Here is a 13,198-nt window from a genome sequence, read left to right on the forward strand (position 1 = left end):
AGATGAGGTCGAGCGGATTGTGGGTGTGCGGGTAGAGCAGCGAGGGCAGGGGCGGCCGAGGGCTGAGTCGGGAAAATAAATCTGTCCCCTTTTCTTGCGGTATGAAGAGTTTATGCGCCAGGCCATTCCGACTGATCAGCTTCGATTAATCCGCGATGCTTTGCAGCGAGGTTAACTGACAGGTACAAGCCGTTTCGTAGATGAGGTCGAGCGGATTGCGGGTGTGCGGGTAGAGCAGCGAGGGCAGGGGCGGCCGAGGGCTGAGTCGCGAAAATAAATCTGTCCCCTTTTCTATGTGTCCCCTTTTCTATGCAGATGGGTGTGTCGGAGGCTCAGATCCCGGAGGTCGTAATGAGAGCGGTGTCTGAGGGCAAGCTCATTGGTTATCAAGGCACCGGAGCTGGACGCCCGATTTATGAGTTAAATATTAACGGGCAAACACAACGAATTGCTGTCACTGTTAGTAATAATGGCTTTGTTGTCGGTGCAAACCCAAGGGGGAGTGTTAAGTGAAATATATAAAGCTGATGGCGGACTATCAGTGTTTTCCTATTTGGGATATGTCGCCTGATGAGTATGGAGATATTGATCCTTGTGAGCTTCCCATATCTAAAGAGCTTCAGGTGCGAATATTAAAATGGGCTGCCATTTATGATGAAACGTTAGATGTTGATTATCCGCCAAACTCCGGATTCAAGAGTGAGGAGGCGGAGCATGAATTTAGGCGGGAGGGGGAGCGGTTAGCCATTATGTTGAGAGAAGAGCTGGGGGCGGATTTCTCTGTTGTGCTCAAAGTTTAAAAGGAGGCGAAGGAAAAGAAAGGAAAAGGAATTAATCGGGCCGCTTAAAAAGCTCCTGGAATACACTAGTCTCAAGTCGGCACGACTGTTACCTTAGGGTTATTATGTGTAAGAAAAGGGGGGCACCATTAGCCGGTCTCAAGTCAAGGCTAAAAGCCAACCCGCCCTGAAGAAGAAAAGGGAAGAAGAAAAGAGAGAAAAGGGGACAGATTTATTTTTTGATTTATTGCCACGCTGAAAGCTTCCATGGAGGAGGAATCAAATATGCCCAGGATGGGACGTATTGTTTACCGAATTATCCACATGGATCCCTCAGGGACAGACCACGGCCTCGGAGCTGAGCAAAGGTCGCAACCTGTTTCAGGAAAATGGGGACAGATTTATTTAGGTCAGGAAAATAAATCTGTCCCCTTTTTCAGGACAACCTACGGCTTCGCTGAACATTGAAGGGATTAAGAATCCGGTAACGAAAATTAGATTTATTGGAGAGTAAAATTGACAGTTCGGAAAGTTGATTTTGTTGAGTTGTCTCGCTTAATTGGTGAGCTGTCAGGAATGGTTGATTTTAAAAAGGATCTGCCTACGAATTTGTTTGTTGGAAATGGCTTTAAGTTTTGGTTTTTTGAGAGGCCATTGCTAGATTTTGTTGACGCGTTTAGTGAGTTGGTTTCAGAAAGTCTCTCAAGTTTTGGGGGGGATGTATTTATAAAATTTTCAGGAGAGGAGTTTTTGGTCGATAGCTGTTTTGCTATCAATGGAGATACTGTTGATGCGGACGCCTCTTGGGTTAGCGATAATTTTGAGGATTTTTTTGGTGGTAGGGTTGGTTATCCAGTGGTTTTGTTTAATGGGGCATTTGACTGGGTCGCTTTTGAAAGTTTGCGTGAAGAGTTTGGCGTGATTGCTGTTAAGGTGTCGAGTTTTCAGAATGGCTTTTTCGAATATTTGGAATCAAATTTCATTTCCTGTGATGGACTTTCAAAAATGTCATCCTCTAGCTCTGTAGAGGGTTTGATTGCAAAGGCCTTTGAGTTTTCATATTGCCGAAAAAAATGAGATTGCGGTTCTTCAGGGGCAGACCACAGTTCTGTGTAGGTTTTAGATCTAAGGCTTGGTTTGTACCCAAAAGGAAAATGGGGACAGATTTATTTAGGTCAGGAAAATAAATCTGTCCCCTTTTTTGTCCCTTTTTTGGTCCTTTTTTGTAGGAATACGAAACGGGCGACCCTCAAGTCGCCCATTTTTCATTATTCTGCCGCTTGCGCCCGCAGCCGCGTCCCAATCACATCCATCACATCACACCCATCGCGCAACGCTATCGTCAGCATTTTGCAAAAGTCGGAAAGCACCACCGTATCGGAGCTGATATCTGAACGAAACGCGATGTTTTCCAGCAATTGGGTTACGGTGCGAATGCGGTAATCAGCCGTTTCGAAAAGGACATCGAGCGGGGCTTCGGTGTCGATGAGCAGGGTAGCGGGGATGCAGTCGATGCCGGTGATGGGCATGTATCTCGTCATAATCAGAGCCTCGAAAATTAATGAGTCTCTCTGTTGAGCAGGTCGCCAAACCTGGCCGCTTTTTAGGGCGACGAGGGACTATAGGCCGACCCATTCCCGAGCCACAAGACGCCACTTTCCGAGCTTTGTGTAGGACCTTTAGCCCTGCATTCGTCGGCTTTTGGGCTGCTGCGGGTCAGGCAAAGCAGGCGACTGCTACGCAGTCGAGCGGGAGCAAGCTCCCTCGCCACAGGGATCGCGCTCGACTTGTGCGGGTTGGCGCGTCAGCCGTGGCAGCAGCTGTGTGGCTTGGCCTCGTCGTATTTATCGTGATGGCGCACCCAGTCCATGATTTCGTCTTCGTTGCGGCCCTTTGGCGTCAGGTCGAGGTAGTTGTAGGTGCCGACCAAAATGTCCAGGCCGCGGGCGTAGGTAGAGTAGGTGTGGAAGATGTCGCCGGCTTCGTTGCGATAGAAGACGCTCAGGCCGGGGAGTTCGCCTTCGGTGGTGTCGGTTTTTTCGTAGTTGTAGGTGGCTTTTCCACCGGCGGTGTCTTCGGTTTTGAAGCTGACGCCGAAGTCGTAGTTGAAGTCGCAGCCGTTGGACGATACCCAGTCGAACGCCCAGCCCATGCGCCGTTTGAACGCCTGGAACTCGGTAAAGGGTGCGCGGGAGACGGCGACCACGGCCACGTCATGGTGGGCCAGGTGTTGGTTGGCGCCGTCGATGTGGTCGGAGAGGAAGGAGCAGCCCTGGCAGCCTTCTGTCCAGCCAGGGCCGAACATGAAGTGGTAGATGATCAGTTGGCTGCGGCCGCCGAACAGGTCGCCCAGGCTCAGTTCGCCGTTGGGGCCTTGGAAGCGGTAGGGTTTGTCGATTTTTACCCAGGGCAGGGCGCGGCGTTTGGCGCTGAGTTTGTCCCGTTCGCGGGTGAAGGCTTTTTCGTGGGCCAAGTGTTGGCGGCGGGCGGCGAGCCATTCTTCCCGCGAGACGACCGGATGATTCTCTACGTTCATGGTGATTTCTCCTGCATGGCAGAGCTGCTGAGTGGACGCTTCAGCAACTGGTCGTTTGGCCTTCGATGAATTCGACAGGCCGTTGGTCGGCTCAAGGCAGAGACCACCCGGAAACCCGGCTGAACGGCGGCGCAGCGTCTCGGTCACAACCTAGGTAGGCATCTCACTCTTTAGAGGATGGACCAGGATGACGACTTACAACTGGGACTTGATCGAAAAGTTGTTGCACGAAGTGCAGAACGGCGCCGGCCACAGTTTTACGCCTCGGCCTTATGCGGAGGAATACGCGGCTCGGAAGGCGGCGGCGGGTGAGGAAATCGAGAACCTCGATCATCTGAAAGCGGTCGCCGGGGAGTATGAAAAGTTGCTGCTGGAGCGTGGTTATATCGAGCCGCGACCGGAGGAAGAGGGTGGTAATGGCGAGAACTTCGTGCTGACGCCCCGTGGCTCGCGGTTGCTGAGCCTGATCGACAGCAGCATTCCGGGCAATGACCATCCGCGCCAGGTGTTGGATGAGCAGGAAGATGCATTGGATGAGTTTACCTTTGATGATTTGGCGTCCAAGGCGCAGATTGCCTGACAGGCCCTGCACCGAGCCCTGTGGGAGCGAGCTTGCTCGCGATAGCGATTGAACAGGCAACACATCTGTTGAATGCCAGACCGCTATCGCGAGCAAGCTCGCTCCCACATTTCCACATTGGATCCCCCACATTGGATCTTCAGTGGTTTTAAGACCGTGCTGCTTTCAGGCACTTCAAATCAGTGAAGTCCTTCTTCACCCCGTCGATTTTCTTCAGCAGCCGTTCGCGCTGGGGCGGGGTGCTTTCGGCCATCAGGTCCACCAGCAGGCTGCGAGCCTGGGCTTCGGTCTTGCTGAAGGCCTCGCGATAGGCAGGGGTCCAGAGGCTTTCGCGGTTGACCAGCAACTGCTCGATGCGTTTGGGAAAGTCTGGGCTGTGGCGTTGGGCCACGGCTTCGCTGAACTGGTTTTGCCAGTGGGCGCGGTTGGCGATCCATTGCTGGTTCTGATCGCCCAGGGCGGTGGACCAGGCCGTTACCCGTTGGCGCTGGGCGTCGTTGAGCGGGCCGAGCCAGTCGTCAAGGCGTTTGACCATGCGTTCGCTGCGTTCCTGGATCTGCTCCTGCAACGTCGGCTTGAGGTATTGCTGCTGACGTTTGCGCTGGTCCTTGACGAAGGCGGCGTCCATGTCGGCGACTTGGTCGTCGCTCAGGCCTTGCAGCAGTTCGATGGCCGAGGGGGTGATTGCACGGGCGGTTTCGGCGATAGCGGCCTTGGCTTCCCGGGTGCGCTGTTGCAGGGCTTGGTCGGTCACCTGATTGGTCTGCACCATGGTTTCCAAACGGTCTAGCCAATCGAGGTAGCCGGGCAACTGGGTGGTGCAGTGCCAGGTCAGGTGTTCCTTGAGGCGTTCGTTGAACCAGTCTTTCTGTTCGCCGTTGATCTCCAGGTAATCGTTCAGGGTCCAGGGGATGATCAGGTCAAGGTTGCGGTAGGCCAGACCTACGCGGCTGCAGGCGGTGAGCGTCAGCAACAGGGCGATGAACATGGCGATGCGTGTGAACCAGCGCGACATGAGCGAGTCCTTGCAAAAACGTAAGTGTCTTGTTTGAGCATGGCAGGCGCGCGGCAGTTCAGCCGATTAATGCGTAACGTTTAGTAAAAAGGGTGGGCCATCTTGAGGGTCAGCAGGCTGTCGCATTCGCTGTTGTGGCCGGAATACGCCGAGCAACTGCTGCCGCTGAGGCTTGAGTCGCTGTAGATCAGGTCCAGGTCGAGGCCCTTCCACGGACGGGAAATTTTCAACGACCAGTCGCTGAAACTGCCTACATAACCGTTCCCGACCGAGACCGGCGTATTGAGCTGGTGGGTGGTGTATTTGGCGCTGATGCCAATGCCGAACGGCACGTTGCCGCCCAGGTCGGCGAACAGCGTGCTGTTCTGTTTGTCCGGGTCGTTGCTCAGGGCCGCGCCGAAACGGCTGCCGAGCACGGTCAGGCCGCCGTAGAACTCCTGGCTGTCGAGGGTATCGACGGTAGGGTAGCTGTAGTGGATCAGGCCGACTTCGTAGCCCAGGGTCTGGTCGAAGGGTTGTTTAAAGCCTATGTAGGAATCCACCTCCAGATCAGCGGACACGCCTGCGCTGGGTGACCACTGGCCAACGTACCAGCCGCTGTCGTGGCTCAAATCCAGGCCACCATGAAACGAACCGGTGCTCGACGGCGTGACCAGGCCTTGGGCCATGCTGCGGCTGGGGGTGGTGCCCAGCTTGAGGTCGAAGTCGCCGAGTTCGCGCTGGAACACCTGCCCCTGGGCGAGGGAGCACGTCAGCAGGCTGATCGCCAGCGCAACAATAGGAATACGCATGCTTCACTCCATGAAATAGCGAGGAGCAGGAACTAAGCTGAAACGCTTGAGCTAGAGAGGTGCAAGGATACCGGCGAATGATCGGCAGCGAAGGCCGTTCGTCGATTCATACGAAATGGATAGGACGGGGAGGGTTCCAGTCCAAGCGCTTCGAAGCTCAAAGCGCTTTGGGACCAGGTGACGCGCAGGTTACTTCTTGCCCAGGCTGATCTGCTTGGATGGGCCGAATGTCTGGCCGCTGACGCCTTTGGCAATTTGCTGGATCTCGCCGCCGGACTTGAGGAACGCAGCGATCTGGTCGTTGATCGACTCGCTGGTTTCAACGGCTGGAGCTGGCTTTGATTTGCTGTTGGATGCTTTTACGCGCATGACGGCCATTAACCTGTAGATAATTAATTGGGCCAGGCATCGTACAGGAAATACTTGACAATTGCTTGGCAAATATTCTTCTGAATTATCGCTAACGTGACGGAAATAATTGGCCGTTATCCGGCAATAATTGCCCTAAGCCTCTGTTTTAAATAACAACCGTGTGAAGAATATTGCGCCGAGAACGGATGACACGCACCGTTACCGGCCTGACGAATGGCTATGCCTCGGACGAAAACCCAGGAAAATCAACGCTTGTGCCGGCCTTCCAGGCAAACCTTGCTGGCGGCCACGAATCGCGCCGCAAAACCGGGTAGAATGCCGCCCACGCAATGAGGGTATTGGAAATGGCTTTAGTCGGGCGCTACAACAGTTTGCAAGTGGTTAAACACACTAACTTCGGTTTATATCTGGACGGCGGTGCGGACGGCGAAATCCTGCTGCCCAATCGATATATTCCCAAGGATATTCCCAGTGAAGATGAAGACTGGCTCAATGTTTTCATTTATTTGGACAGCGACGATAAATTGATCGCCACCACGGAAAAACCCAAGGTTCAGGTCGGTGAATTCGCCAGCCTGAAAGTGGTTGAGGTCAACAGCATCGGCGTGTTCCTGGACTGGGGCCTGCCCAAGGACCTGTTGCTGCCGTATTCCGAAGAAAAGCGCCAGATGACCGCCGGCGAATACTGCGTGGTGCACGTCTACCTCGACAAGCACACCCGCCGCATCACTGCCACGGCGCGCCTGGATCGTTATCTGGACAAGACCCCGGCCAACTACACGCCGGGCCAGGAAGTGGATTTGCTGGTCGCCGAAGCCACCGACATGGGGTTCAAGGCGATCATCAATAACAAGCACTGGGGCCTGATCCACAAGAATGAAATCTTCAAGTTCATGCGCGCCGGCATGCAGGAAAAAGGCTTCATCAAGGAAATCCGCCCGGACGGCAAGATCAGCCTGAGCCTGCAGCCGGTGGGCCAGGAAGCTGCCACCAGCCTGAACGCCAAGATCCTCGCCAAGTTGCGTGAGAACAACGGTACCCTGGCGGTCAGCGACAAGAGCGACCCGGCGCTGATCAGCAGCCTGTTTGGCGTGAGCAAGGGCAACTTCAAGAAGGCCATTGGTGCGCTGTACAAGAATGGGCAGATTGTCATTCATGCCGATCGCATTGAATTGAGCTGATCTCAGCCGAGCCCAGCTTTGTGGCAAAAAGGACTCTGTGTGGCCAGGGGATTTATCCCCGCTGGGGCGCGGAGCGGCCCCAAGATGGCTAACTTGCTCTGCCTGGCACACCGAGGCGCCAGGCTCAGGGGCTGCTTCGCAGCCCAGCGGGGATAAATCCCCTCGCCACAGGAACTGCGCCCGCCTTTAGTCTGTATACAAACTCCTGCACCTTTAGCATGCACCCGCGCCCTGTTCGTGGGCGTATGCCTGTTCCTGCGCGGCGTTACGCTGCGCCACACACCCCGGTTTGTCTCACATCCTGCGCCTATGGCACGCATTCTGCGTAGCAACGCGTATACAAACCATGCCGGCTCCCGTGCGCAGTATGGTGAGCAGGTCGCTACGGGGGCACGGCGGTACTCAAAGGAGCCCCGCAATGTCCGAGCAATTGCCCAACGGCTACAGCCCCCGCCTCTATAACGAGGACCTGGGCCCGCTGCCGCAGAAATGGAATTGGTACAACATCTTCGCGTTCTGGATGAGTGATGTGCACAGTGTGGGCGGTTATGTCTTCGCCGCCAGTCTGTTCGCCTTGGGTCTGGCGAGTTGGCAGGTGCTTATCGCCTTGCTCGGCGGGATCTGCATCGTGCAGTTGATCGCCAACCTGGTCGCCAAGCCGAGCCAACAGGCGGCGGTGCCGTACCCGGTGATCTGTCGGCTGGCGTTCGGGGTGTTCGGGGCGAATATTCCTGCGGTCATTCGCGGTTTGATCGCCGTGGCCTGGTACGGCATTCAGACGTACCTGGCCTCCAGCGCGCTGATCATCGTGGTGCTGCGGTTTTTTCCTTCGATGGAAGTCTACGCGACGCCGCATTTTGCCGGCTTGTCCTACCTGGGTTGGTTCGGTTTCCTCAGCCTGTGGTTTGTCCAGGCGCTGGTGTTCTGGACCGGCATGGAATCGATCCGCCGTTTTATCGACTGGGCCGGGCCGGTGGTGTACGCCGTGATGTTCCTGTTGGCCGGCTGGATCGTATGGAAGGCCGGTTGGAGCAACATCAGCTTCACCTTGGCGGAAAAGTCCCTGTCCGGCTGGCAGGCGTTCGGCCAAGTGATCATGGCGACGGCCCTGGTGGTGTCGTACTTTTCCGGCCCGACCCTGAATTTCGGCGATTTCAGCCGTTACTGCCGGAGTATGTCTGACGTGCGCCGGGGTAATTTCTGGGGGCTGCCGGTGAATTTCCTGGCGTTCTCCCTGGTCACCGTGGTGATTGTTTCCGGGACCTTGCCGGTGTTCGGTGAAATGCTCCACGACCCGATTGCCACCGTGGCGCGCATCGACAACGACGTGGCGGTCTTGCTGGGTGCCTTTGCTTTTGTGACCGCCACCATCGGCATCAACATTGTCGCCAACTTCGTCTCGCCGGCCTTCGACTTCGCCAACGTCGCCCCCAGCAAGATCAGTTGGCGCGCCGGCGGCATGATCGCGGCGGTGGCGTCGATTTTCATCACGCCGTGGAACCTGTTCAACAACCCCGAAGTGATCCACTACACCCTGGACGTGCTGGCGGCGTTCATCGGCCCGCTGTTCGGGATCCTGCTGGTGGATTACTACCTGATCAAGAAACAGCAGATCGACGTCGATGCGTTGTTCAACGATGGGCCCAGCGGGCGCTATTACTACAGTGGCGGCATCAACTGGACGGCGGTCAAGGCGTTGATTCCGGCGACGCTGATGGGCGTGGCGATCACCTTCACCCCCGTGCTGCAACCGATGGCCAACTTTGCCTGGTTCACCGGTTGTTTCCTCGGCGGGGTGTTGTATTTCGCCTTGGCGCGACGCGAGCCGGCCACGCAGTCGAGCAAGGCGTTCAGCCCGGCCGGCCAGGCCTGATCAACGCAGGGCGGTCTGGGTGCAAGGGCTCGCCGCGCCCCGGCTGGCGGGCCGCAGCAACAGCCCGCCGGCCAGCACCAGGCCGCTGCCGGCAATGATCAGTGCCGGTTGCAGGCCGCCGCTGAAATGGCTGCTCAGCGCCGCCAGCAGGGGGCCGCTGAGTTGGCCCACGGCAAAGCAGGCGGTCAACAGGCCCGCGTTGCGCTGGGTGGCGTGGGGCGCCAGTTCCCGGGAGCGCAGCATCACCAACTGCATGCAGGCCAGGAACGGTGCACCACACAGGATCACTCCCAGCGCCAGCCCCGGCCCGCTGCCCAGCAGGCAGGCAAATACCCCGGCGGCTTGCAGCCAGAGCGTACCGATCAGCCAGCGGCCCGTGGTGTTCGGGTTCGGCCGCCGCCGGCTGACCAGCAACACCCCGCTGGCGGCGGCCAGGCCGAAGCAGGGCCAGAACAGATCGGCCAGCCATTGGCCGTGGAACTGCGCCGAGGCCATTTGCGACAGGAACGTCGCCGGAATGATGTAGCCCACGCCGTACAGGGCGTACACCACGCCCAGTCGTGCGATGCCCGCGTTCGGCGAAGGGGCGGTCGGCCCTGCGACAGCTGTTGCGACGGCCGGCTGCGGCAGGATCGGCAAGATCACCAGCAACATCGCCAAGGCCACACCGGCATACACCAGCCACAGGGTGGCGGAGGTCTGGCCCAGCAGGTTCGAGCCGAGGGCGAGCAGGCCGGTCAGGAAAATCCCCAGGCCCGGCCCGGCAAACACCAGGGCACCGAGCCGTGGTCGTCCCACCGCCGCGGCCAAGGGTTGGCTCAGGGCGGTGATCATCACCATCACCCAGGCGCTCGCCACGCCGGTGCCGAAGCGCAACGCCAGGTGCGGCCAGAAGCCCCAGGCCCAGAACGACGCCAGGGTCAGCAGCACGCACAGCCACAGGCCGCCGAGCAACCGCCGCCGCCGCACCTGTTCCGGACGACGGGCGAACATCGCATCGAGCGCACCGATGAAGTATCCCAGGTAGTTGGCGGCGGCAATCAGACCGGCGGCGGTCAAGTCGACCTGACCTTCGCCGATCAAGTGAGGTAACTGGGGCGTCAGGGCGAAGCGGCCAATGCCCATGGCCATCATCAGCGCGATGAAACTGCCGAGCAGGCGAATAAGAGGTGACATGGTCGTTCTCCGGTGTCGGGGCGAATGACCGTCAGGCTAGGACTGATTGACTTTCATTAAAAATGAATAATAGTGAGTAACTTGTTCTTTTTTGGAGAGGGTCATGGAGTTCAGCCAACTGCGGATTTTCCAGGCCGTGGCCGAGGAAGGTTCAATCACTCGGGCCGCCGAGCGCCTGCACCGGGTGCCGTCGAACCTGTCGACCCGGCTCAAGCAGCTTGAAGAACAATTGGGTGTGGACCTTTTCCTGCGGGAGCGTCAGCGTTTGCAGTTGTCGCCGGCAGGAAAAGTCCTGCTGGACTATGCGGCCAAGCTGTTCGCCTTGCACGACGAGGCCCATGCCGCCGTGCAGGGTGGGCAGCCGGCCGGGGATTTCCTGCTGGGCACCATGTACAGCACGGCGGCGACGCATTTGCCGGACCTGTTGGCGGCTTATCACCGGGCGTACCCGGCGGTGAACCTGCAAGTGCAATCGGGGCCCAGTGGTGAGCTGCTTGAAGGCCTGCTCACCAACCGACTCGACGCGGCACTGGTGGACGGCCCGCTGGAGCTCGCGGGGCTGGATGGCGTGCCGTTGTGCGACGAGCGGTTGGTGCTGATTACCGAGGCCGATCACCCGCCGGTACGCAGTGCCCTGGATGTGCAGGGCCGTGCGGTGTTCACGTTCCGGCGTGGTTGTTCGTATCGGATGCGATTAGAGGCCTGGTTTGCCCATGATCACGCGACCATGGGCCGGGCGATGGAAATCGAGTCTTACCAGGGGATGCTGGCGTGTGTGATCGCCGGGTCCGGGGTGGCGTTGATGTCCGAGTCGATGCTGGCGAGCCTGCCGGGCCGCGAGCGGGTGACGGTGCATCCGCTGGCCGAGCCGTTCGCCAGTGCCACCACCTGGCTGATGTGGCGCAAAGGCATGGTCGGAGCCAACCTGAACGCCTGGATTGAGTTGCAACAACAGGCCTGGCCGCGGGGGCCAATGCTCACGGCGCAATCGGCTTGAACTCCGGGAGGTGGATTTGGATCAATTCAGTAACAGATCATTGCAAACTGAGACGAGCATTGCGTAGAACATCGGACTATTATCAGTGCGAAGGGGCCACAGAAATCTGCCGCTCGCACCACCCTGAGGGGGCACCACGATGAAAGAGAAAATCCAGAACTGGCTTCACGACTTGGGTGTCGCGCTTGGCCTGATCGAACCGCCGATGCAACCGGTACCGATCCGCACCGATGACGAGCAACGCCGCCGCCAACCGCGCCGCCGGTAAATACACCGCAGAATTTACAGAGATCGCAGTTCCGGACCATTCAGTGAGATGGCCCGGAACTGCGATCTTTTTATTGGCGATGTGAACCCTGTGGCGAGGGAGCTTGCTCCCGCTGGGCTGCGAAGCAGACCCAAATCAGTCTCCTCAGCCCTTTCTGACACACCGAGGCGCCTGGCTTTGGGCGCGCTTCGCGCACCAGCGGGAGCAAGCTCCCTCGCCACGGGTACTGCGTCGTACCGGTTAGATCGCCTTGGCCACCGCACTCGGCCGTGGCGACAACACACTCACCAGCACAAAACTCACCAGCGCCACGCTCAGGCTGTAGTAGATCGGGGTGTTGGCGTCCAGGCCGTCCTTGAGCATGAAGAACAGCGCGGTCAAGAAGCCCAGCGACATGCTGGTGATGGCGCCGGCGGTGGTGGCGCGTTTCCAGTAGATGGCGCCGATCAGCGGGATCAGCATGCCGCCCACCAGCAGGTTGTAGGCCAGGGTCAGGGCGCTGATGACGTCGCTGACCACCAGGGCGATCACCAGGACTACCGCCCCCATCAGCAGGGTCGCGATGCGGTTCTCGTGGACGTCGCCACTGCCGCCCTCACGGCCCTGGCGCAGACGGGGCAGCAAGTCCTGGACCACCGTGGTGGATGCGGCGAGCAGGCCCGCCGCGGCGGTGGACATCAAGGCCGCCAGGGCCGCGGCGATCACCAGGCCGCGAATGCCGTTGGGGAGGCTGGTCTGCACCACGCTGGCGAAGGCGTTGTTGACGTTTTCCAGGTCCGGCAGCAAGACCTTGGCCGCCATGCCGATCAACGCCCCGGCCAGGCCATAGAGCACGCAGTACAGGCCGGCGGCGGTGCCGGCCACTTTGGCCACGCCTTCGCTGCGGGCGGTGAACACGCGCTGCCAGATGTCCTGGCCGATGAAGATGCCGAAGAAGTAGATCAGGAAGTAGGTGAGGATGGTGTCCCAGCCAATCGCGGTGAAGTCGAAGTAGCTGGCCGGCAGTTTAGCCACCATGGCATCCCAGCCGCCCGCGTCACTGATGGACATCGGCATCAAGAGGAACACCAGGCCAACGGTCATGATCAAGAATTGCACGATGTCGGTGAGAGTCAGCGACCACATGCCGCCGATGGTGGAATACAGCACCACCACGCCACCGCCCACCAGGATCGACACCCAGAACGGCAGGCCGAACAACACCTGCATCACGGTGCCGATGGCAATGGTCGAGGTGGCGCCGATCATCAGTGCGTAAACCAGCATGATCAGTGCACTGGCCTGGCGCGCCGCCGGGTTGTAGCGGCGTTCCAGCACTTGGGTCACGGTGTAGATCTTGAGCTTGAGCAACGGCTTGGCGAGGAACAGGCTCAGGCCGACGATGCCCAGGCCGATGGCGCCGCACAGCCAGAACCCGGAAATGCCGTAGACGTAGCCCAGGCGCACGGTACCGATGGTGGACGCACCGCCCAGGACGGTGGCGGCCATGGTGCCCAGGTAAAAGCCCGGGCCGAGGTTGCGCCCGGCCACGAGGTAGTCGTCACGGGTCTTGGCGCGGCGCATGCCGTACCAGCCGAGGGCGATCATGCCGGCGGCGTAGATGAGAACGACGATTAAGTCCAAAGCCATG

14 protein-coding genes are annotated in these 13,198 nt (G+C 58.6%); 7 read left to right on the forward strand and 7 right to left on the reverse strand.

What is annotated here, in order from left to right:
* Nucleotides 1-509 precede the first annotated feature (509 nt).
* Together AB7M32_RS11935 and AB7M32_RS11940 are read left to right on the forward strand one after the other, a co-directional pair.
* Nucleotides 510-800: a hypothetical protein gene (locus AB7M32_RS11935; protein ID WP_454250003.1), complete on the forward strand. Its 291-nt coding sequence runs from the start codon at nt 510-512 to the stop codon at nt 798-800.
* A 495-nt stretch (nt 801-1,295) separates the two neighbouring features.
* On the forward strand, nt 1,296-1,856 hold the full coding sequence (locus tag AB7M32_RS11940; RefSeq protein WP_454250004.1) for a hypothetical protein: 561 nt from the start codon (nt 1,296-1,298) through the stop codon (nt 1,854-1,856).
* Between the two features lie 191 nt (nt 1,857-2,047).
* On the opposite strand, the gene AB7M32_RS11945 is transcribed toward AB7M32_RS11940, so the two are convergent.
* Together AB7M32_RS11945 and AB7M32_RS11950 are read right to left on the reverse strand one after the other, a co-directional pair.
* Nucleotides 2,048-2,320 carry a hypothetical protein gene (locus AB7M32_RS11945; protein ID WP_454250005.1) on the reverse strand — a complete coding sequence of 91 codons (273 nt, stop codon included), beginning with the start codon at nt 2,318-2,320 and terminating at the stop codon, nt 2,048-2,050.
* A gap of 263 nt (nt 2,321-2,583) precedes the next feature.
* Nucleotides 2,584-3,315: a DUF899 domain-containing protein gene (locus tag AB7M32_RS11950; RefSeq protein WP_454250006.1), complete on the reverse strand. Its 732-nt coding sequence runs from the start codon at nt 3,313-3,315 to the stop codon at nt 2,584-2,586.
* Between the two features lie 187 nt (nt 3,316-3,502).
* Here AB7M32_RS11950 and AB7M32_RS11955 point away from each other — a divergent pair, with 187 nt between their 5' ends.
* The gene (locus AB7M32_RS11955) at nt 3,503-3,895 is read left to right on the forward strand and encodes a transcriptional regulator (protein ID WP_072412369.1); all 393 of its coding nucleotides are present in this window, start codon (nt 3,503-3,505) and stop codon (nt 3,893-3,895) included.
* Nucleotides 3,896-4,043: 148 nt separating this feature from the next.
* On the opposite strand, the gene AB7M32_RS11960 is transcribed toward AB7M32_RS11955, so the two are convergent.
* From AB7M32_RS11960 to AB7M32_RS11970, 3 genes are all read right to left on the reverse strand, one after another.
* Nucleotides 4,044-4,910: a DUF6279 family lipoprotein gene (locus AB7M32_RS11960; protein ID WP_454250007.1), complete on the reverse strand. Its 867-nt coding sequence runs from the start codon at nt 4,908-4,910 to the stop codon at nt 4,044-4,046.
* An 80-nt stretch (nt 4,911-4,990) separates the two neighbouring features.
* On the reverse strand, nt 4,991-5,701 hold the full coding sequence (locus AB7M32_RS11965; RefSeq protein WP_454250008.1) for a TorF family putative porin: 711 nt from the start codon (nt 5,699-5,701) through the stop codon (nt 4,991-4,993).
* A gap of 189 nt (nt 5,702-5,890) precedes the next feature.
* On the reverse strand, nt 5,891-6,079 hold the full coding sequence (locus tag AB7M32_RS11970) for a hypothetical protein (protein WP_025212437.1): 189 nt from the start codon (nt 6,077-6,079) through the stop codon (nt 5,891-5,893).
* Nucleotides 6,080-6,417: 338 nt separating this feature from the next.
* On the opposite strand from AB7M32_RS11970, the gene AB7M32_RS11975 reads away from it, so the two are divergent.
* Complete coding sequence (locus tag AB7M32_RS11975; RefSeq protein ID WP_060738695.1) at nt 6,418-7,254, forward strand: CvfB family protein; 837 nt, start codon at nt 6,418-6,420, stop codon at nt 7,252-7,254.
* 418 nt (nt 7,255-7,672) lie between these two features.
* The gene (locus AB7M32_RS11980; RefSeq protein ID WP_454250009.1) at nt 7,673-9,127 is read left to right on the forward strand and encodes an NCS1 family nucleobase:cation symporter-1; all 1,455 of its coding nucleotides are present in this window, start codon (nt 7,673-7,675) and stop codon (nt 9,125-9,127) included.
* Here the strand turns inward: AB7M32_RS11980 and AB7M32_RS11985 are convergent, their stop codons facing one another.
* On the reverse strand, nt 9,128-10,303 hold the full coding sequence (locus AB7M32_RS11985) for an MFS transporter (protein ID WP_454250010.1): 1,176 nt from the start codon (nt 10,301-10,303) through the stop codon (nt 9,128-9,130).
* A 103-nt stretch (nt 10,304-10,406) separates the two neighbouring features.
* On the opposite strand from AB7M32_RS11985, the gene ptrR reads away from it, so the two are divergent.
* Nucleotides 10,407-11,300, forward strand: a complete 894-nt coding sequence (gene ptrR / locus AB7M32_RS11990; RefSeq protein ID WP_092167350.1) for a putrescine utilization regulator PtrR — start codon at nt 10,407-10,409, stop codon at nt 11,298-11,300.
* Nucleotides 11,301-11,439: 139 nt separating this feature from the next.
* Entirely contained in the window at nt 11,440-11,568 is a 129-nt protein-coding gene (locus tag AB7M32_RS11995; protein ID WP_003198971.1) for a PA1414 family protein, read from the forward strand.
* 240 nt (nt 11,569-11,808) lie between these two features.
* Here AB7M32_RS11995 and AB7M32_RS12000 read toward each other — a convergent pair whose 3' ends face one another.
* Entirely contained in the window at nt 11,809-13,197 is a 1,389-nt protein-coding gene (locus tag AB7M32_RS12000) for a sodium:solute symporter (protein ID WP_072412359.1), read from the reverse strand.
* Between the last annotated feature and the right edge of the window lies 1 nt (nt 13,198).

Source organism: Pseudomonas sp. R151218B TE3479 (assembly GCF_053629195.1).

Bases quoted from the DNA above. Each gene is read 5' to 3' on its own strand.
- AB7M32_RS11945 (WP_454250005.1), bottom strand. From the start codon at position 2,320: ATGACGAGATACATGCCCATCACCGGCATCGACTGCATCCCCGCTACC.
- AB7M32_RS11960 (WP_454250007.1), bottom strand. From the start codon at position 4,910: ATGTCGCGCTGGTTCACACGCATCGCCATGTTCATCGCCCTGTTGCTG.
- AB7M32_RS11950 (WP_454250006.1), bottom strand. From the start codon at position 3,315: ATGAACGTAGAGAATCATCCGGTCGTCTCGCGGGAAGAATGGCTCGCC.
- AB7M32_RS11980 (WP_454250009.1), top strand. From the start codon at position 7,673: ATGTCCGAGCAATTGCCCAACGGCTACAGCCCCCGCCTCTATAACGAG.
- AB7M32_RS11985 (WP_454250010.1), bottom strand. From the start codon at position 10,303: ATGTCACCTCTTATTCGCCTGCTCGGCAGTTTCATCGCGCTGATGATG.
- AB7M32_RS11970 (WP_025212437.1), bottom strand. From the start codon at position 6,079: ATGGCCGTCATGCGCGTAAAAGCATCCAACAGCAAATCAAAGCCAGCT.
- AB7M32_RS11955 (WP_072412369.1), top strand. From the start codon at position 3,503: ATGACGACTTACAACTGGGACTTGATCGAAAAGTTGTTGCACGAAGTG.
- ptrR (WP_092167350.1), top strand. From the start codon at position 10,407: ATGGAGTTCAGCCAACTGCGGATTTTCCAGGCCGTGGCCGAGGAAGGT.
- AB7M32_RS12000 (WP_072412359.1), bottom strand. From the start codon at position 13,197: ATGGCTTTGGACTTAATCGTCGTTCTCATCTACGCCGCCGGCATGATC.
- AB7M32_RS11975 (WP_060738695.1), top strand. From the start codon at position 6,418: ATGGCTTTAGTCGGGCGCTACAACAGTTTGCAAGTGGTTAAACACACT.
- AB7M32_RS11965 (WP_454250008.1), bottom strand. From the start codon at position 5,701: ATGCGTATTCCTATTGTTGCGCTGGCGATCAGCCTGCTGACGTGCTCC.
- AB7M32_RS11995 (WP_003198971.1), top strand. From the start codon at position 11,440: ATGAAAGAGAAAATCCAGAACTGGCTTCACGACTTGGGTGTCGCGCTT.